Origin of the sequence: Buttiauxella gaviniae (assembly GCF_040786275.1) — a bacterium.
Classification (GTDB): Bacteria; Pseudomonadota; Gammaproteobacteria; order Enterobacterales; family Enterobacteriaceae; genus Buttiauxella; species Buttiauxella gaviniae_A.
The window spans coordinates 2,987,680-3,005,918 of sequence record NZ_JBFMVT010000002.1 but is presented as its reverse complement, the minus strand read 5'-3'; the positions used below and the strand labels follow the sequence as shown (position 1 = coordinate 3,005,918).

The window sequence follows — 18,239 nt, the reverse complement described above, 5'->3', positions numbered from 1 at the left end:
CATAGTGGTTTGGAAGGGCTTGGGTTTAGTTGGTAATGATCAAGTAATTTGCAAACAGGTAGTCAAGTGAATGCAAATACACAATCAACACGAAGGATGGCGCGTCATTTCCCTTCCGGCTGGCATGGTTCTTTGTTGAGTTTCTTTCGCAGCCGGATGACCTGAATGCCGTGATTGTCATGATCGCTGTCAATGCAGTTCCATAAGTTCTGGCAGATGCTGAACCGTCCGAAATCACAAAAGGTCAGTCAGCGGTGAAAAATCACAAAGTTATACTCCTTTCCGTATCCTTATTATCTGTGTTCATATTATCAGGATGTCATAGATCACATTCACGCTCGTACCCCCCGTATAAAGCTGATCCCATGGATTTTACGAAACCCCCTAAATCAAATGGCGAGGTTGGACACATTCCCTTAAAACCCGCGCCTTCTGTTCCAGCCTATTTATTTGGAGTTTCCGTGGGAAAAGCCATCCGGGCGGAATTGCCAGAAGCGGAACAGTATCAGGGGAAGGTATGCAGCATGCGTCTGCGCTTTAAACCAGATGGCACTCTTCTCAATATTTCTGCAGGAGGTGATCCTGCTTATTGCCAGGCTCTTAAGGACGCCACCAACCGAACGGCGTTACCCAAGCCGGTATCAGGTGAAATGGACAGGAACGGGTATATTCCGGTGCTGGATTTCAAAGAAGTCCCCCTACATGTGACCACGGTGGGCTACTAAACCAGGATGAACCGGTATGTCACGCACATCCGCCGAAAAGTGATTTTCAATTCTATCTCAACTGGTACAGAGATAATCATCCTGCGTGGCTAGATAGCACTGTAAGAATGTTTTGATGTTTTCAAAACCATTGAGCTATGACCGATGCGGATACTACTATGAATACCATGTCCGCTCCTCCCTCAAAACAGCCCACAATTGCCCTACCTTTCCCCAGCCAAACCAAATCCCAGCCCCCTCCCCATACCCAGGAAAAGGGGCTTTCAAACTATGCTCTAACTCAATGAATCCCTGGCAAAGCCTCGCCGCCGATCATCTTCAACCCACCCGAACCTCGGACAAATCTCGGTGCTTTTAAATCTTCGGACAGCACAAAAATCATCTCATACAGAATCCCGATCATATGCTCTCTTTGCTCCGGCTGATCCTGGTGGTTTAGCAGCGTAATGGTTAATGCCACGCAATATTCGCGCAGGGTTTCGGATTCGATTGAAAGCGGGCTGCGGTATTCATCAACGGCGGGATCGTTCAGCGTTAGCTGCTCGATCAAGTGATCTGGCAGTGGCGCTTTCAGCACGCTTTTCAATATTTCCAGCCCGGCAAGCAGGCGGCCGCATAGAGCCATACATTCAATGTGGTTATCGTTGCCGATCAAACCATCTGCGTACTGCTGGCAAATATCGAGGGTCTGGAACAGATCCAGGGCTGCACCCTGTGGTTTTTTTAGCAGGGTTGCGAGGCTGTCCGCAAATGCGGGCTGTTGAGGGGTGATTTCAGGGCGAGCGTGTGTGTTACTATCGGCGTTAGCCATAGCGTTACTCCTAGACAGATAACGTTTGTGGTTAGCCCTCGTAAGGTGTTAGCGCACCTTTCGGGGGCGTTTCTTTTTCAAGCCTTATACCCATCATACTTCAAGCTGTGGGGGTGTTGGCTGCACTCACTTACCCCAGTCACTTACTGGAGTAAGCTCCCATGCCGCCTACCCACAACTCGAATTATTTAGGGTATATACTGAACTGAATGCCTACTAATTACGCTATTGGCACTGGATAAGTCAACAGTAAAATCGGTGCAATTCCAGGCAGGATTACAGACTTCGAGGCGGCTCGCAGGAGTGATGAAAAACTTTGCGAAGTTGCAGTTCGTAGGGCGGGTAAGCTTGCGCCACCCGCCATCACACGATGAGAAATTTTAATTCAATCAGGCCACAAACTGGCGGAACAGCGCCTTACCTTTTAGCAAGCGTACGCCCAGCCACCCGCCGCACACCGAAAGCAGCACCGCGCCCGTGAGCGGCAGAATCACCCATAAGCGCCAGTCAGGTTCCCACGGGAAATCAAACACGCGGGTTTGCAGCAGGCCAAGCGCCGTTTCAGCGCCAATCGCCGCCACCAGGCCGGATACAAACCCCAGTACCGCAAACTCACACCATAGCGTGGTGCGCAGCAGGCGTTTCCCTGCGCCCAGCGTGCGGTAGACCACCAGTTCTTGATGCCGTTGCCGCATACCGACCTGAACCTGCGCCAGCAGCAACAAAACTCCGCAAGCGGTAACCAACACGACCATCACTTCCAGCGCCCGGCTCACCTGCTCCAGCACCTGCCCGACCTGCCGCAGAATCGCGCCAATATCCAGCAAACTCACAGTTGGAAATTCGCGGTTAAGCTGGGTGAGTACGCCATTCTTTCCATCAAGATGGAAACTGGTCAGCCAGCTTTGCGGCTGATTATCCAGCGCGCCCGGCGGGAAGATGAAATAGAAGTTCGGGCGCAGGCTTTCCCAGTCGACTTTGCGCAGGCTGGATACTTTCGCCGAGAAATCCTGGGTATCGCCCATAAACGTGACGGTATCGCCCAGTTTAATCTTCAGGCGTTTCGCCACGCCTTCATCCATCGACACTTCGCCCGCTTTTGGCGGCCAGGTGCCTGCAAGGATTGGGTTATGCGTTGGCTTCTGGCTTTGCCATGTCAGGTTCAGTTCGCGGTTGAGCGCTTCGTCTGGATTCCCTTCGGTAGATTTACCGTTTATCGCCGTCATGCGCACGCGCACAATCGGGTAGAAGGATTCCGGGATAATCTGGTGTTCCGCCAAAAACTCTTTCACAGGCTGAACTTGTTCAGTAGCGATGTTCAGCAGGAAATAGTTCGGGCTTTCCGGCGGAAGTTGCTGCTGCCAGCGGTCAAGTAAATCGCCGCGCAGCACCAGCAATAACGCCAGCAACATAAAGGAAAGCGAGAACGCCGCAAGCTGGCTTAACGTTGACCAGGGCTGGCGCAGCAGTCGGTTTACCGCCAGGCGCAGCGCGAGGTTTTTTAGCGTCAACTTTTTCAGCAGCTTCAGCACGCCCCAACCGACAACGCCACACAGCGCAGCCAGCACCACCGTGCCAGCCAGCACAGCCCACAAGAGCGTGCTTCCGCCCATTAGCAGGGCTAACAGCGCCACCACCACTATCGCGATAATCGGCAGGTAGATTTTCAGCGGCCAGACGTTTGCCACCGCATCCCGGCGCAACACGCGCAGCGGCTGCGTTGCCAGTAATAAACGATAAGGGCGTAAACCCACCAGCAGGGAAATCACCACCATCGAACCGACAGCCCACACCCACGGCCACAGGCTTGCGGGTGGAAGTGCCGCGGGCAGAACCGGTTTTAGCAGGCGCATCAGCACCGCTTCAAACACCAGCCCGGCGGCTCCACCTGTAATTGCCGCAAGGGCCAGGACCATCAGCCACTGGCCGATAATCAGCTTGCGCAGCGCGGCTCGCCCTGCCCCCAGCGTTTTCAGGATAGCGACGAGATCGTAGCGGCTGCGGCAGTAGTGGTTCATCGCCACCGCGACCGCCGCAACGGCCAGGAGCAGCGTCAGCAGTGCGGAAAGCAGAAGGAATTGTTGCGAGCGTTCGAGAGATTTCCCCAGCGCGCCGTCATCTTGCTCCATTCCGTACCAGCGCTGTTCAGGTTTTAGCTTAGGCAGAAGATAGTTTTCATACTTATCAAGCTGCTGCGGCGTGCCGCCAAATTTATAGCGCCAGGTGATGCGACTCCCCGGCTGGACTGCACCGGTTTTTTCCACATCCGCCAGGTTCATCATTAAACGCGGGGCCATCTGGAACGGGTTAAACCCTGAGTCCGGTTCCTGAATCACTTCGCCCGCAATGCGTAATGTGGTGTCGCCCACATCAAGCGTGTCGCCGACGTTAAGATTGAGCAGCGCCATTAAACGCGGGGCGAGCAGAACGCTTCCCGGCTCAGGCTTTAGCCCCGGTGGACTCGTTTCCAGCTCGCCGTACATCGGGTAAACGCCATCGACCGCTTTTACCGATGCCAGTTGCGGCGTATCTCCGGCAAACGTCATGGTGGCGAAGGTCAGTTGTTTACCGACTTTCAGGCCCTCTTTTTTCGCCTGATCCAGCCACTCTTGCGGCACTTCGCGCGCGCTGCGCAACGCGCGGTCGCCCGCCATAAAGTCGCGGCTTTGCTGGTTGAGCCCTTGTTCCATGCGGTCGCTGATATTTCCCAGCGCCAGCACGCACGCCACCGCCAGGCTCAACGCCAGCCAGACAATCAATAACGATGGCGAGCGCCATTCACGCCAGAACCAGCGGGCAATCATGCTTCCTCCCACAATTTACCTTCACGCAGGCGCAGGCGACGGTCGCAGCGGGCGGCGAGTTGTTCATCGTGCGTGACGAGGATGAGCGTAGTGGCAAAATCACGATTCAAGGAGAAGAGGAGATCCGCGATGCGATCGCCGGTCTGGCGGTCGAGGTTGCCGGTAGGTTCATCGGCAAATAAAACGCCAGGGCGGCCATTAAAGGCGCGAGCCAAAGCCACACGCTGCTGTTCGCCACCCGAAAGCTGCGCCGGAAGGTGATCGAGGCGTTGACCTAAACCAAGCTGCTCAAGCAATGCTTTGGCCTGCGCACGGCTGGATGAATCGTTTTCACCGCGCAGCAGCGCCGGAAGTTCAACGTTTTCCAGCGCGTTGAGCGTGGGGACTAACATAAACGACTGGAATACAAAGCCGACATTTTTCGCCCGCAGCGCCGCCCGCGCTTCTTCATCCATGCTGTGTAACGGCTGGCCGCAGAGGTGAACTTCCCCGTCGCTGCCATCATCAAGCCCTGCCAGAATCGCCAGTAGTGTAGACTTTCCGGAACCTGACTCACCGATTAACGCAATGGTCTGCGCCGGTTTGACAACCAGCTCAACTCCGGTAAGGATGGAGAGCTGATGCTCCCCAGTTCCTACGGACTTACTAAGATGATGAACTTCAACAATGTTTTCCGCTGGCATTTGCCCTTCCTGTTTCTGGCTTTATTGACCTGTCGCGCCGCCTGGGCGGACACGTTGTTGATTTTGGGCGATAGCCTGAGCGCCGGTTACCGGATGTCGGCAACAGTGGCCTGGCCTGCCTTGCTGGATGCGAAATGGCACCAACAAAAAACGAAAGTCGTGAACGCCAGTATCAGTGGCGACACCGCGCCGCAAGGGCTGGCACGTTTACCGGGGCTGCTGAAACAGCATCAGCCTCGCTGGGTATTAATTGAACTTGGCGGTAACGATGGTCTGCGCGGTTTCCAGCCGCAGGCCATCGAAAAAAGTTTGCGCCAGATAATCAACGACGTGAAAGCGGCAAACGCGCAACCATTACTTATGCAAATACGTCTGCCTGCAAACTACGGGCGTCGTTATAATGAGTCGTTTAGCGCTATTTATCCGCAACTTGCCAAAGAGTTTTCTATTCCTCTGCTGCCCTTTTTTATGGAGGAGGTCTATTTGAAACCGCAATGGATGCAGGATGACGGTATCCATCCGAACAGCGATGCTCAACCGTTTATCGCCGACTGGATGTCTTCCCGTCTGGCACCTTTAGTAAAACATGACTCATGAACAATCGGGGTACCTCTCGGGTAAAGTTATGCAAAAATCCGTCTTAATTACAGGTTGTTCCAGCGGAATAGGTCTTGCCTGCGCACAAGATTTAAAACAACAGGGTTATCGCGTGCTGGCCGCGTGTCGCAAGCCTGAAGATGTCGAACGAATGAATCAAAGCGGATTTACCGGCGTGTTGCTCGATCTCGACTCCCCGGAAAGCGTGCAAGCGGCGGCGGAACAGGTCATACACCTGACCGGAAACCGCCTGTATGGCCTGTTTAATAATGGCGGATTTGGCGTTTATGGCCCACTCCAGACGCTTTCCCGCACACAGTTGGAACAACAATTTTCCACTAACCTATTCGGCGCACATCAGCTCACTATGCTGCTGCTCCCCGCCATGCTGCCGCATCGTGAAGGGCGCATTGTGATGACCAGTTCTGTCATGGGGCTGGTGGCAACGCCGGGGCGCGGGGCTTACGCCGCCAGCAAATACGCGCTGGAAGCCTGGTCCGATGCGCTGCGCATGGAGCTGCACCACAGCGGCATTAAAGTGAGTTTAATTGAACCAGGCCCAATTCGTACCCAGTTCACGCAAAACGTGAATCAGACGCAAGCGGACCATCCGGTAGAAAATCCTGGGATTGCCGCACGCTTTACGCTCGGCCCGGAAGCGGTAGTGGAAAAAGTGCGCCATGCTTTTGAGAGCCCAAAGCCAAAATTACGCTATCCGGTGACGCTGGTCGCCCACGCGTTAAGCTGGTTGCGCCGCCTGTTACCGGGCCGCATGCTGGATAAAATTTTACGTGGTTAGTTGAAGCGCCTCTGCTTGCCCCCATGTAAAAGCAAATCGTTATAAGGAATTGATTTATGTCTGCTCACTATAATATCGACATTACCGAAGCGAACCTGCACCAGACGCTGGAACAGTCCGTTACCACCCCGATTCTGTTTTACTTCTGGTCGGCACGCAGCCAACACTGCGAACAGTTAACGCCAGTTCTGGATAAACTTGCCGCGCAGTATCAGGGCCAGTTTATTCTTGCCAAAGTGGATTGCGATGCCGAACAAATGGTCGCCTCGCAGTTTGGTTTGCGTAGCATTCCTACGGTTTACCTGTTCCAGAATGGCCAGCCGGTTGACGGCTTCCAGGGCCCGCAGCCGGAAGAAGCGATTCGCGCGTTGCTGGAAAAAGTGCTGCCGCGTGAAGAAGAGTTGAAAGCGCAAGAAGCCATGATGCTGATGCAGGAAGGCAAACATGCGGAAGCCCTGCCGCTGCTGAAAGATGCGTGGCAGCTCTCAAATCAGAACAGCGAAATCGGCCTGCTGCTGGCGGAAGTGCAAATTGCGCTGAATCGGAGCGAAGATGCCGAAGCGGTGCTGAAAACCATTCCGTTGCAGGATCAAGACACCCGTTATCAGGGGCTGGTGGCGAAAATCGATCTGCTTAAACAAGCCGCCGACACGCCAGAAATTCAACTGCTGCAACAGCAGGTTGAACTGGATCCTCAAAACGCACAGCTCGCCTGCCAGCTTGCGTTGCAACTGCATCAGGTTGGGCGTAACGAAGAAGCGCTGGAACTGCTGTTTACCCATCTGAAAAAAGACCTGGGCGCGGCCGATGGGCAGGTGCGCAAGATGCTGATGGAGATCCTCGCGGCTTTAGGTACCGGTGATGCGTTAGCTTCAAAATACCGTCGCCAGATGTATTCGCTACTGTATTGATCCGTTGTTTGGAGAGCGTCGGGTGGCGGCTTACGGCTTACCCGACCTACGCGCTGTTGACCCCACCCCAACCCTCCCCTTTCCAGGGGAGGGAGCTTTAACACCTCCCCACACGCCGGTTCTTGTAGGGTGGATAAGCGATAGCGCCATCCACCGGGTTTGAAGTGAATAAATGAACGATTCAGGACCGGGAAGTCACTGAATGTTTCTGCGTTAAAGGTTAGACTTACATTAAAACAACCAGGAGGTTTTTTTAATGTTAATCGTCATTCCCGTACTGATCCTCGTTGCGCTAATTATCGTCGGTGCCGGGGTAAAAATCGTGCCGCAGGGCTACCAATGGACCGTGGAGCGCTTTGGCCGTTATACCAAAACCTTGATGCCAGGACTGAGCCTTGTGGTGCCATTTATGGACCGCATTGGCCACAAAATCAATATGATGGAGCAAGTCCTCGACATCCCTTCCCAAGAAGTTATTTCCAAAGACAACGCCAACGTCGCCATCGACGCGGTGTGCTTTATTCAGGTTGTCGACGCCCCGCGCGCGGCATATGAAGTCAGCAATCTTGAGCTGGCGATCATTAACCTCACCATGACAAACATTCGTACCGTGCTCGGATCGATGGAGCTGGACGAAATGCTTTCTCAGCGCGACAACATCAACACCCGCCTGCTGCATATCGTCGATGAAGCCACCAATCCGTGGGGGATCAAAATCACGCGTATCGAGATTCGCGATGTGCGCCCACCGGCTGAACTGATTGATGCGATGAATGCGCAGATGAAAGCTGAGCGAACCAAACGCGCCTATATTCTGGAAGCCGAAGGGATCCGTCAGGCGGAAATCGTTAAGGCTGAAGGGGACAAACAGTCGAAAATCCTGAAAGCAGAGGGCGAACGTCAGTCTGCGTTCCTGCAAGCGGAAGCGCGTGAACGTAGCGCCGAGGCAGAAGCTCGCGCCACGCAAATGGTGTCCGATGCTATCGCCAAAGGTGACATTCAGGCGATTAATTACTTTGTTGCCCAGAAATACACCGACGCGCTGCAACAGATTGGTTCGGCCAATAACAGCAAAGTGGTGCTGATGCCGCTCGACGCTACAAGTCTGATGGGGTCGATTGCCGGTATCAGCGAACTTATCGCGCAAAGCGGTACCGAGCGTAAAAAATGATAGCCCTGCTATTTACCCACGCGCATATCTTCTGGCTGACGCTTGGCGGATTGCTGCTGGCGGCTGAAATGCTCGGTGCCAGCGGTTATCTGCTGTGGAGCGGTGTGGCGGCGGTACTCACCGGTTTATTGGTCTGGGTTCTGCCGTTGGATTGGGAGTGGCAAGGCGTATGCTTTGCTGCGCTCACGTTGGTTGCTGCTTTTTTATGGTGGCGTTGGCTGTCAACACGCAAACAGCAGGAGCCCGGCGAAGTGCTCAACCAACGCGGCCACCAGCTTATCGGGCGGCGCTTGCGTCTGGAAACGGCGCTGGTCAACGGGCGCGGTCACATTCGGGTTGCCGACAGTTCATGGCCGGTAATGGCCGATAGCGATTTAGCGGCGGGTACCGAAGTAGTGGTTCTGGCTGTTGAAGGTATCACGCTGAAAATCAAAGCACTTTAAGGCGATTTCGTCGGATGCCGCGGCGCTAATCCGACCGACAAAATCATGAGCATTACTGGCGGTGGCAGCAGCCCGAGAGATTATCGATAATCGGGCAATCCGCGCTGTCATCACCAGGGCAGGATTCCGCCAGCGCGAGCAATTGCTTGCGCATCGCCTGTAGCTCGCTGATGTGTTTTTCAATATCCGCCACTTTTTGCAGCGTTCGGGTTTTGACATCCGCGCTATGACGCGCCGGATCGTTAAACAAATTCACCAGTTCACGGCACTCTTCAAGATTAAACCCTACCTGGCGTGCCTGGCGCAGCAGCGTGAGTTCATCGAGGTGTTTTTGCGTGTACGTCCGGTAGCCGTTATCACTGCGAAACGGTGGCGTCACCAGCCCTTTTTCTTCATAAAAACGAATCGCTTTGCTGGTTAAACCGGTCTTTTTCGCTACGTCACTAATATTCACATTTCCTCCTTGACCTTCCCCTTGATGGAAGGTTTAACCTTCATATCAAGCCATCGGAATAATATCGATGGTCAATATTTAACCTCACGATCATACAGGAGTCTAATGATGTCTCATATTATTGATCTAAATCTTGATGGCCTGACCTGCGGCCATTGCGTGAAACGCGTAAAAGAAAGCCTGGAGCAACGCGCTGACGTTGAGCAGGCCGAAGTAACACAAACGCACGCCAGCGTAACCGGCACCGCTTCCGTTGAAGAATTAATCAACACCGTGAAACAAGCCGGATACGACGCGACAGCAGCCAGCCTCCCAAAGTCTGATCCGCTGGCAGAGTCATCAATTCCGTCGGAAGCACTGACAGCGGCATCCCCTTCGCTTCCGGCAGCCACCGTTGATGACGACGATAGCCAACAGTTGTTGATCAACGGCATGAGCTGCGCCAGTTGTGTGACCCGGGTACAAAGTGCGTTGCAAAACGTCCCTGGAGTCAGCCTGGCACGGGTAAACCTTGCCGAGCGCAGCGCCCTGATTATGGGCACTGCCTCCGCCGAATCTTTAGTCAAAGCCGTTGAAAGCGTCGGATACGGGGCGGAAGCCATCGAAGATGATGCGAAACGCCGGGAACGTCAGCAAGAAACCGCCAACGCCGCCGTTAAACGCTTCCGCTGGCAGGCTATTTTAGCCCTTGCGGTTGGTATTCCGGTGATGGTATGGGGAATGTTCGGCGACAATATGATGGTCACCGAAGATAACCGCTCTTTGTGGCTGGCGATCGGGATCGTCACGTTAGGCGTGATGGTGTTCGCTGGCGGGCATTTCTATCGCAGCGCCTGGCGCAGCTTGCTCAATAAAACCGCCACCATGGATACGCTGGTCGCGCTCGGAACCGGTGCCGCGTGGATTTATTCCATCACCGTGAATATTTGGCCCCAGCATTTCCCGATGGAAGCGCGCCATCTCTATTACGAAGCCAGCGCCATGATTATCGGCCTGATCAATCTCGGGCATATGCTGGAGCAACGTGCACGCCAGCGTTCATCCAAAGCGCTGGAGCGCCTGTTGGATTTAACGCCGCCGACCGCACGAGTCGTCACCGATGAGGGTGAGAAAACCCTACCGCTGGCAGAAGTTACCGCCGGAATGATCTTGCGTTTAACGACCGGGGATCGCGTTCCCGTCGACGGCGAAATCACGCAGGGTGAAGCCTGGTTTGATGAAGCGATGCTGACCGGCGAGCCGGTACCGCAGCAAAAATCGACCGAAGAACCGATTCATGCGGGGACTGTTGTGCAGGACGGCAGCGTCTTATTCCGCGCCACCGCCACAGGCAACCACACCACGCTGTCACGCATTATTCGCATGGTGCGCCAGGCGCAAAGCAGCAAGCCTGAAATCGGCCAACTGGCAGATAAAATCTCGGCGGTATTTGTGCCGGTTGTGGTGCTGATTGCGCTGTTCAGTGCCGCCATCTGGTATTTCTTCGGCCCTGCGCCGCAAATCGTTTATACGCTGGTGATTGCCACGACCGTGCTGATCATCGCCTGCCCTTGTGCTCTGGGCCTGGCAACGCCGATGTCGATTATTTCTGGCGTGGGCCGTGCCGCCGAGTTTGGTGTTTTAGTGCGTGATGCCGACGCCCTGCAACGCGCCAGCACGCTCGATACGATCGTGTTTGATAAAACCGGCACGCTGACCGAAGGCAAACCGCAGGTTGTGGCGGTCGTCATCTATAACGATTATTCGGAAACGGATGCGTTACGGTTAGCAGGCGCGCTGGAACAAGGCTCAAGCCACCCGCTCGCCCGCGCGATTCTGGATAAAGCTGAAAGCAGTGATTTGCCGCAGGTTAACGCCTTCCGCACCTTACGTGGCCTGGGTGTGAGTGGCGAAGCCGAAGGGCATCAGTTGCTGCTCGGTAACAAAGCGCTGCTTGATGAGCAAAAGGTGGATACCGGCCCGATGGCGGCTGAAATTGAAGCGCAGGCCAGCCGGGGAGCAACGCCAGTTCTGCTGGCGGTAGACGGGAAACTGGTCGCCCTGTTTGCTATTCGTGACCCACTGCGTGCCGATAGCGTGAGCGCCCTGCAACGCCTGCACCGTAACGGCTACCGTCTGGTGATGCTGACCGGTGATAACCCAACTACCGCTAATGCGATTGCTAAAGAAGCGGGTATCGACGAGGTGATTGCTGGCGTGCTACCGGACGGTAAGGCCGAAGCGATTAAAAATCTTCAAAAACAGGGCCGTCAGGTGGCGATGGTCGGGGATGGTATCAACGATGCGCCAGCATTAGCCCAGGCGGAAGTGGGGATTGCGATGGGCGGCGGGAGCGACGTTGCTATCGAAACCGCAGCAATTACGTTAATGCGCCACAGTCTGGTTGGCGTGGCTGATGCGCTGGCAATATCTAAAGCGACGCTGAGCAATATGAAGCAGAACCTGGTCGGGGCGTTTATCTACAATACGTTGGGAATTCCGATTGCTGCAGGGATTTTGTACCCGCTGACCGGCACACTGCTTAACCCGGTAGTGGCGGGTGCAGCAATGGCGCTCTCATCCATTACCGTGGTCAGCAACGCCAACCGTTTATTGCGCTTTAAACCCAAAGACTAACCTTCTTCCCCACTCCAACCGGAGTGGGGAAATTTGCACCTGACCCATCGCAGCGGTAGCATGACTTTTTAGCCAGGAATCAGCTATATGGGTCTGTTGCAACGAATCAGCACGCTTTTCTCTCGCTTAACGAAAACGACATATCCCTGGCCTGCGCTTGATATCACGCTTGCGGGCAACCGTTCGCTGCACCTGGTTGGGAGCATTCATATGGGCACGCGCGATATGGCGCCGCTGCCCGATAAGCTTATCGATAAACTCAGAAACGCCGATGCGCTGATTGTCGAAGCTGATATTTCTGAAGGCGGTTCGCCCTTCCCAAATAATCCCGACGAAATCCCTCTCGAGCAGCGTCTGTCTGCTGAAAACTGGGCGAAAGTTGTTTCGCTAATCCAGGAGTTAGGCATACCTCTTAGCCAAATTGATAACCAACCCGCCTGGCAAATTGCCCTGGTGCTGCAAGCTCATCAGGCCCAGCGCCTGGGTTTGCGAGCCGATTACGGGATTGATTTTCAACTGCTGGAAGCGGCAAAAACGCTGGCGGTGCCGATCATTGAACTGGAAGGAGCGGAGCATCAGGTTGAGATCCTTACCCGTTTACCCGATGGCGGAATGCCGCTGTTAACCGATACGCTGACCCACTGGCATACCAATGCGCGTTTACTGCAAACGATGATTAGCTGGTGGCTGGATTCGCCGCTAAAGAGAGAAAAAGAGCTACTGCCTAATACATTTGGCGACGAGCTATACGATGTTCTTATGTATCAGCGTAATCGGCAATGGTTACATTTCTTGCAGCAATTGCCCGCCGGTCGCTACGTCGTCGCTGTCGGCGCATTGCATCTTTATGGCAAAGGGAATATATCTGAGTTGTTGAAAAATAAGTAAAAAAACGGCCAATATCACTATTGGCCCGTCAAAGAGGAATTTGTATATTGTTGTAATTATTCTGGCCGAATGAACGGCCAGATAAATAATTGTCGCTCAATGTGACGATTAACGCTATCACTATTAATCCACATTATAATATTTGGAAAATTTATCACGCAGATTACTAAATTGTGCGCTTTTCAGACAAATGCACTAAGAAGGTGACATGACACCCGCAGTAAAACTTCTCGAAAAAAACCGCGTTCCGTTTCAGTTACATGCTTACGATCACGACCCAAGTGAAACAAACTTTGGCGATGAGGTGGTGCGAAAACTCGGCCTGAATGCGGAGCAAGTGTATAAAACGCTTCTCGTGGCCATCAACGGAGATATGAAACAGTTGGCGGTTGCAGTGACGCCAGTTTCCGGGCAACTGGATTTAAAAAAAGTGGCTAAAGCGTTGGGAGCCAAGAAAGTCGATATGGCTGACCCGATGGTAGCGCAACGTATTACGGGTTATCTGGTGGGGGGGATTAGCCCGCTGGGGCAAAAAAAACGCCTGCCGACGGTGATTGACGCTCCGGCTCAAACATTCGCCTCCATTTATGTCTCCGGTGGCAAACGCGGGCTGGACATTGAACTGGCTGCGGCCGATCTCGCAAAGTTGTTGAATGCGAGTTTCGCCGAGATTGCTCGCCGCGATTGACGGCTTTTATCCGGTCTTCTTCCTGAAAGAGCAAAATACCTTCAGCCTGACGCACAGCAGACGGATATTTTGTTGCCATGGAAATAAGTGCTATGACCCCCTCCCAGCCTCCCCCTTGCCAGGGGGAGGAGTTAAATATCCCTCCCCTGGCAAGGGTGTACAGTCCGGGGACATCGTGAACACTTGTTCGGGGACATGGTAGACACTTACAACTAAGGCATGAGTACTTCTTTCAGGAGCCGCTTATGCCGTGGGATGCGAGAGATACCATGTCATTACGTACCGAGTTCGTTCACTTTGCCTCGCAGGACGGGGCCAACATCCGGGCGCTCTGTCGTCGCTTTAACATTGCGCCTGCCACAGGTTACAAGTGGCTGCGCCGCTGGCTGGCTGAAGGCCACGCGGGCCTCACTGAGCGCCCGCGAACACCCCGTCATTCTCCCCACTGCACGCCTGAGGCTGTTGTCGACCTGTTACGCCAGGCTCACGCACGCTATCCGGCATGGGGCGCCCGCAAGATAAAGGTCGCACTCGAGCGCCAGGGCCACACCCTGCCTGCCTTCAGCACCGTCCATAACCTGATGGCACGCCATGGGCTGTTGCCCGGCCTCCCGTCCGGCATTCCTGCCACCGGGCGTTTCGAACATGCTGCCCCTAACCAGCTCTGGCAGATGGATTTTAAAGGGCATTTTCCGTTTGCCGCCGGTCGCTGCCATCCACTCACCCTGCTCGATGACCACTCCCGTTTCTCCCTGTGCCTGGCCCATTGTGCCGACGAGCGCCGCGGGACCGTACAGGCTCAGTTGCGGCAGGTCTTCGAACGCTACGGTTTGCCGGAGCGGATGACCATGGACAACGGCGCGCCCTGGGGAGATACCACCGGAACGTGGACAGCGCTGGAGCTGTGGCTGATGCGCCAGGGTATCTGCGTCGGGCACTCACGGCCTTATCACCCGCAGACCCAGGGCAAGCTGGAGCGGTTTCACCGCAGCCTGAAGGCTGAACTGCTGCAGGGGCGCTGGTTCCTCAGCAGTGAGCAGCTGCAGCAGACGTTCGACAGCTGGCGGGACAGATACAACCTGGAACGGCCTCATGAGGCCCTGGGAATGCAGGTGCCGGCATCACGCTACCAGCCCTCATCGCGGCAGTATCAGGCCCGTCCGGCGGCGGCAGAGTATGATGCCGGGATGATGGTCAGGAAGGTGGATATAAGCGGAAAACTCAGTATTAAGGGGATGCAACTGAAGGCGGGCAAGGCGTTTATCGGCGAGCATGTCGGGTTGAAGGAGACAGGAGAGGGACAATATGAAGTGTGGTGGTACAGCACAAGAGTGGGCGTGATCGACCTGAAAAACAGGTCGATCACGATGGGTAAAGGATGTTAAAAAGTGTTCACCATGTGTCCGAACACCTGTCTACCATGTCCCCGGACTGTACACAAGGGGAGGGTCAGGGACACGCTTACTGCCAGCTCACCTCACCTTTCGGTTCGTAAGCATTGACATCCAGCGGTGAGTTCTTCTCGATATACTGTTTCAGCACTTCCGCATCAACAAAACCGGTGTTTACATAGCCCGGTTTTTTATCGATAGCCGGATAGCCATCACCGCCGGAGGCGTTAAAGTTTAACGTCGCCATACGGTAAGTTTTCGCAGGATCAACCGGCTCACCTTTGATTTTCAGATCTTGCAGGCCAGCCGCCGTTGCCACAAAACTCACATTCGAGAACTGCGGGTAAGCACCGGAATCGGGTTTCTTCTGCGCGACGGCGCTCAGGTAGTCCGTCACTTCTTTGCCGGTCATTTCGGTATAAACAACCGTGTTACCAAACGGTTGAACCTTCAACACATCTTTATAAGTGATGTCGCCAGCTTCAATGGAATCACGAACCCCACCGCCGCTCATCACCGCAAAATCCGCCCCGGTGCGGTCCATTTGCGCCGCGAGCAACAGGCGCGCCAGATTGGTTTGCACGAAACGCACTTTGCTCCGATCCCCTTCCAGATGGCCGTTAACGCTACCCACTTTCACATTCAACTGCGCCTGGCCCTTATTCTGGAAAGGCGTCAGCAGGGAGAGCATTTGCTGGTTTTCTGGGATCTGTGGCGTGTAGAGCACGCGCTCGCTTTCGCCGTTGTCGTAGGTAATTTTCTTTTTCAGGTTGATGGGGATTAGCTGGTAATGCACCAGTTTCATCTCGCCATTGCGGAACTCAAAATCGGCGCGGCCTACGTATTTGCCCCACTCATGCGCCTGAACAATCCAGATGCCGTTTTGCTGATCCGGTGCACACGGGGTACCCGGCACGTAATCAACCTGCTTTTTATTTTCCGAAGCCATACAAACAGGGTCTTGCGAGTGACCGCCAACGATCATCGTCAACGCCCCGGCAGGCAAGCTGCGCGCCATTTCAACGTCGCCTGGCGCATTAGAACCGTGCTGCCCGTTGTCGTAATGGCCCATATGCGTTGCCACGATCAGCACGTCCGGTTTTTCAGTCGATTGCAGTTCCTGAATCACCAGTTTTGCTTCGTCAGCCGGTTTGCGGAATTCAATATCGGTAAAGTTTTCCGGATTACCGATTTTCGCCGTATCGTCAGTCGTTAGCCCGATAACCGCAATTTTTATGCCCTGGGGCTTGAAGATGGCCCAGGGTTTAAACAGGCGCTCACCGGTACTTTTCTGGTAAATGTTAGCGGAGAGCAGTGGGAATTTGGCCCATTTCTCTTGCTGACGTAATACCGTCATCGGCTTGTCGAATTCGTGATTGCCGATAGCCATCGCATCGTAGCCGATGAGATTCATACCGCGAAAATCGGGTTCTGCATCCTGTAAATCGGATTCAGGCACGCCGGTGTTGATGTCGCCCCCGGAAAGTAAAAGTACGCTACCGCCTTTTTCAGCAACCTCTTTACGAATGCTATCCACCAGAGTTTTTTGTGCAGCCAGGCCATATTCAGCGTGTTCATTACGCCAAAAGTGACCATGGTGATCGTTGGTGTGCAGAATGGTGATGTTATAGGTTTTATCTTTTTCCCAGGCCAGTGCTGACGCGCTGGTCAGACTGACTGCCATCAGCAGCGCTGTGGTCACCCCTTTCACTACGAACTTCATCGCAAATCTCCATATTCAATAAATACTTCCGCACCAATAGCAGATACCAATTCGCATATACTCTAAATAATTCGAGTTGCAGATAGGCGGCAAGGGAACTTATCCCGATGAGCTTACTAAGGTAAGTGATTCGGGTAAGTGAGTGCAGCCAACGCCCCTGCAGCTTGAAGTATGACGAGTATAGACAAATAACTTTTCATGATTGTGACTTTATTCAACTCTTCCCTGCAGGTATGTTAGCTGGGTAATGATTTCCTACGGTTCCATCAGTGAACTGGGCTAAAAACAATCAATTCATTAATTACAGGTATTTATGGCAATCTCGGAACACACTCTCGCATCGCAGGAGCCGCAGAAGGCTCGCACCGCGTTTGGCATTCTGGGGGCAATCAGCCTCTCCCATTTGCTCAACGATATGATTCAGTCGCTCATTCTGGCGCTCTACCCGCTTTTACAAAGTGAGTTCTCGCTAAGTTTTGTACAGATTGGGATGATTACGCTGACCTTCCAGGTCACCTCCTCATTACTCCAGCCGGTAGTAGGATACTACACCGATAAATACCCGATGCCGTGGTCGTTGCCGATTGGTATGTGCTTCACACTTTGCGGCCTGGTGATTCTGGCGTTAGCGGGTAGCTTCCCAATGGTGTTACTGGCAGCCGCCCTTGTCGGGACCGGTTCTTCGGTGTTCCACCCGGAATCTTCTCGCGTAGCACGCATGGCTTCTGGCGGTCGCCATGGCCTTGCGCAGTCGCTATTCCAGGTCGGCGGTAACTTCGGTAGCTCTTTAGGCCCGTTGCTGGCCGCGCTGATTATCGCGCCGTATGGCAAAGGGAATGTTGGCTGGTTTGTGCTGGCGGCGTTGCTGGCAATTATTGTCCTGCTGCAAATCAGCCGCTGGTATGCCGCGCAACATCGCATGACCAAAGGCAAAACGGCGGCCCCGATTGCCAATCCATTGCCCCGTAAAAAAGTGATTCAGGCGGTTTCCGTTTTGCTGGTGCTGATTTTCTCTAAATATTTTTATATGGCGAGTATCAGCAGTTACTACACCTTCTATCTGATGCACAAATTTGGTTTGTCGGTGCAGAACGCCCAATTCCATCTGTTTGCCTTCTTATTTGCTGTGGCGGCAGGTACGGTCATCGGCGGGCCGGTTGGCGATAAAATTGGTCGTAAGTATGTGATCTGGGGTTCTATTCTGGGCGTTGCGCCATTCACCCTGTTCCTGCCGTATGTTTCGCTGTACTGGACGGGGATTCTGACGGTGATCATCGGGTTTATTCTCGCATCTGCGTTTTCCGCGATTCTGGTGTATGCCCAGGAGCTGATGCCGGGGCGCATCGGGATGGTATCTGGCCTGTTCTTTGGTTTCGCATTTGGTATGGGTGGCTTAGGCGCTGCGGTGCTCGGCCTGGTAGCCGATCATACAAGTATCGAGTTAGTCTACAAAATATGCGCTTTCCTGCCACTTCTCGGGATACTGACTATATTCCTTCCTGATAATCGACATAAGTCATGATTTATCGAGGCCA

At 54.0% G+C, this 18,239-nt stretch carries 15 protein-coding genes and 1 pseudogene; 11 read left to right on the top strand and 5 right to left on the bottom strand.

The genetic code is table 11. The annotated features are described in order from the left end of the window. The first annotated feature begins 365 nt into the window (after positions 1-365). On the top strand, positions 366-725 hold the full coding sequence (locus AB1E22_RS14565; protein WP_367595952.1) for a cell envelope integrity TolA C-terminal domain-containing protein: 360 nt from the start codon (positions 366-368) through the stop codon (positions 723-725). A 280-nt stretch (positions 726-1,005) separates the two neighbouring features. On the opposite strand, the gene AB1E22_RS14560 is transcribed toward AB1E22_RS14565, so the two are convergent. The 3 genes from AB1E22_RS14560 to ybbA form a co-directional block, all read right to left on the bottom strand. After that, positions 1,006-1,536 (bottom strand): hypothetical protein, encoded by a 531-nt coding sequence (locus tag AB1E22_RS14560; protein ID WP_367595951.1) that lies wholly within the window; start codon positions 1,534-1,536, stop codon positions 1,006-1,008. 389 nt (positions 1,537-1,925) lie between these two features. Beyond that, the gene (gene ybbP, locus AB1E22_RS14555; protein ID WP_367595950.1) at positions 1,926-4,340 is read right to left on the bottom strand and encodes a putative ABC transporter permease subunit YbbP; all 2,415 of its coding nucleotides are present in this window, start codon (positions 4,338-4,340) and stop codon (positions 1,926-1,928) included. Beyond that, positions 4,337-5,023 (bottom strand): putative ABC transporter ATP-binding protein YbbA, encoded by a 687-nt coding sequence (gene ybbA, locus AB1E22_RS14550; RefSeq protein ID WP_367595949.1) that lies wholly within the window; start codon positions 5,021-5,023, stop codon positions 4,337-4,339. Before ybbA ends, ybbP begins: the two co-directional genes overlap by 4 nt. Between ybbA and tesA the strand changes: the two genes are divergently transcribed. From tesA to AB1E22_RS14525, 5 genes are all read left to right on the top strand, one after another. Continuing rightward, on the top strand, positions 4,991-5,620 hold the full coding sequence (gene tesA, locus AB1E22_RS14545; protein ID WP_367595948.1) for a multifunctional acyl-CoA thioesterase I/protease I/lysophospholipase L1: 630 nt from the start codon (positions 4,991-4,993) through the stop codon (positions 5,618-5,620). The genes ybbA and tesA overlap by 33 nt on opposite strands. Further along, the gene (locus AB1E22_RS14540; protein WP_367595946.1) at positions 5,610-6,419 is read left to right on the top strand and encodes an SDR family oxidoreductase; all 810 of its coding nucleotides are present in this window, start codon (positions 5,610-5,612) and stop codon (positions 6,417-6,419) included. Before tesA ends, AB1E22_RS14540 begins: the two co-directional genes overlap by 11 nt. 56 nt (positions 6,420-6,475) lie before the next feature. Next, complete coding sequence (locus tag AB1E22_RS14535) at positions 6,476-7,330, top strand: co-chaperone YbbN (RefSeq protein WP_367595945.1); 855 nt, start codon at positions 6,476-6,478, stop codon at positions 7,328-7,330. 256 nt (positions 7,331-7,586) lie between these two features. Then, positions 7,587-8,501: an SPFH domain-containing protein gene (locus tag AB1E22_RS14530; RefSeq protein WP_367595944.1), complete on the top strand. Its 915-nt coding sequence runs from the start codon at positions 7,587-7,589 to the stop codon at positions 8,499-8,501. After that, positions 8,498-8,944, top strand: coding sequence for an NfeD family protein (locus AB1E22_RS14525; RefSeq protein WP_367595943.1), 447 nt, complete (start codon positions 8,498-8,500; stop codon positions 8,942-8,944). Before AB1E22_RS14530 ends, AB1E22_RS14525 begins: the two co-directional genes overlap by 4 nt. A 52-nt stretch (positions 8,945-8,996) precedes the next feature. Here the strand turns inward: AB1E22_RS14525 and cueR are convergent, their stop codons facing one another. After that, complete coding sequence (cueR, locus tag AB1E22_RS14520) at positions 8,997-9,398, bottom strand: Cu(I)-responsive transcriptional regulator (protein WP_367595942.1); 402 nt, start codon at positions 9,396-9,398, stop codon at positions 8,997-8,999. 108 nt (positions 9,399-9,506) lie between these two features. Between cueR and copA the strand changes: the two genes are divergently transcribed. The 4 genes and pseudogenes from copA to AB1E22_RS14500 form a co-directional block, all read left to right on the top strand. Then, positions 9,507-12,014 carry a copper-exporting P-type ATPase CopA gene (gene copA, locus AB1E22_RS14515; RefSeq protein WP_367595941.1) on the top strand — a complete coding sequence of 836 codons (2,508 nt, stop codon included), beginning with the start codon at positions 9,507-9,509 and terminating at the stop codon, positions 12,012-12,014. Between the two features lie 87 nt (positions 12,015-12,101). After that, positions 12,102-12,902 carry a TraB/GumN family protein gene (locus AB1E22_RS14510; protein WP_367595940.1) on the top strand — a complete coding sequence of 267 codons (801 nt, stop codon included), beginning with the start codon at positions 12,102-12,104 and terminating at the stop codon, positions 12,900-12,902. A gap of 208 nt (positions 12,903-13,110) precedes the next feature. Then, positions 13,111-13,590 (top strand): Cys-tRNA(Pro)/Cys-tRNA(Cys) deacylase YbaK, encoded by a 480-nt coding sequence (gene ybaK, locus AB1E22_RS14505; protein ID WP_367595939.1) that lies wholly within the window; start codon positions 13,111-13,113, stop codon positions 13,588-13,590. A gap of 245 nt (positions 13,591-13,835) precedes the next feature. After that, positions 13,836-14,972 (top strand): annotated as a pseudogene (locus AB1E22_RS14500) (IS481 family transposase); the annotation flags it as partial. Positions 14,973-15,051: 79 nt separating this feature from the next. Here AB1E22_RS14500 and ushA read toward each other — a convergent pair. Then, entirely contained in the window at positions 15,052-16,704 is a 1,653-nt protein-coding gene (gene ushA, locus AB1E22_RS14495; RefSeq protein WP_367595938.1) for a bifunctional UDP-sugar hydrolase/5'-nucleotidase UshA, read from the bottom strand. A gap of 313 nt (positions 16,705-17,017) precedes the next feature. Here ushA and AB1E22_RS14490 point away from each other — a divergent pair, with 313 nt between their 5' ends. Next, on the top strand, positions 17,018-18,226 hold the full coding sequence (locus AB1E22_RS14490; RefSeq protein WP_367595937.1) for an MFS transporter: 1,209 nt from the start codon (positions 17,018-17,020) through the stop codon (positions 18,224-18,226). Positions 18,227-18,239 lie beyond the last annotated feature (13 nt).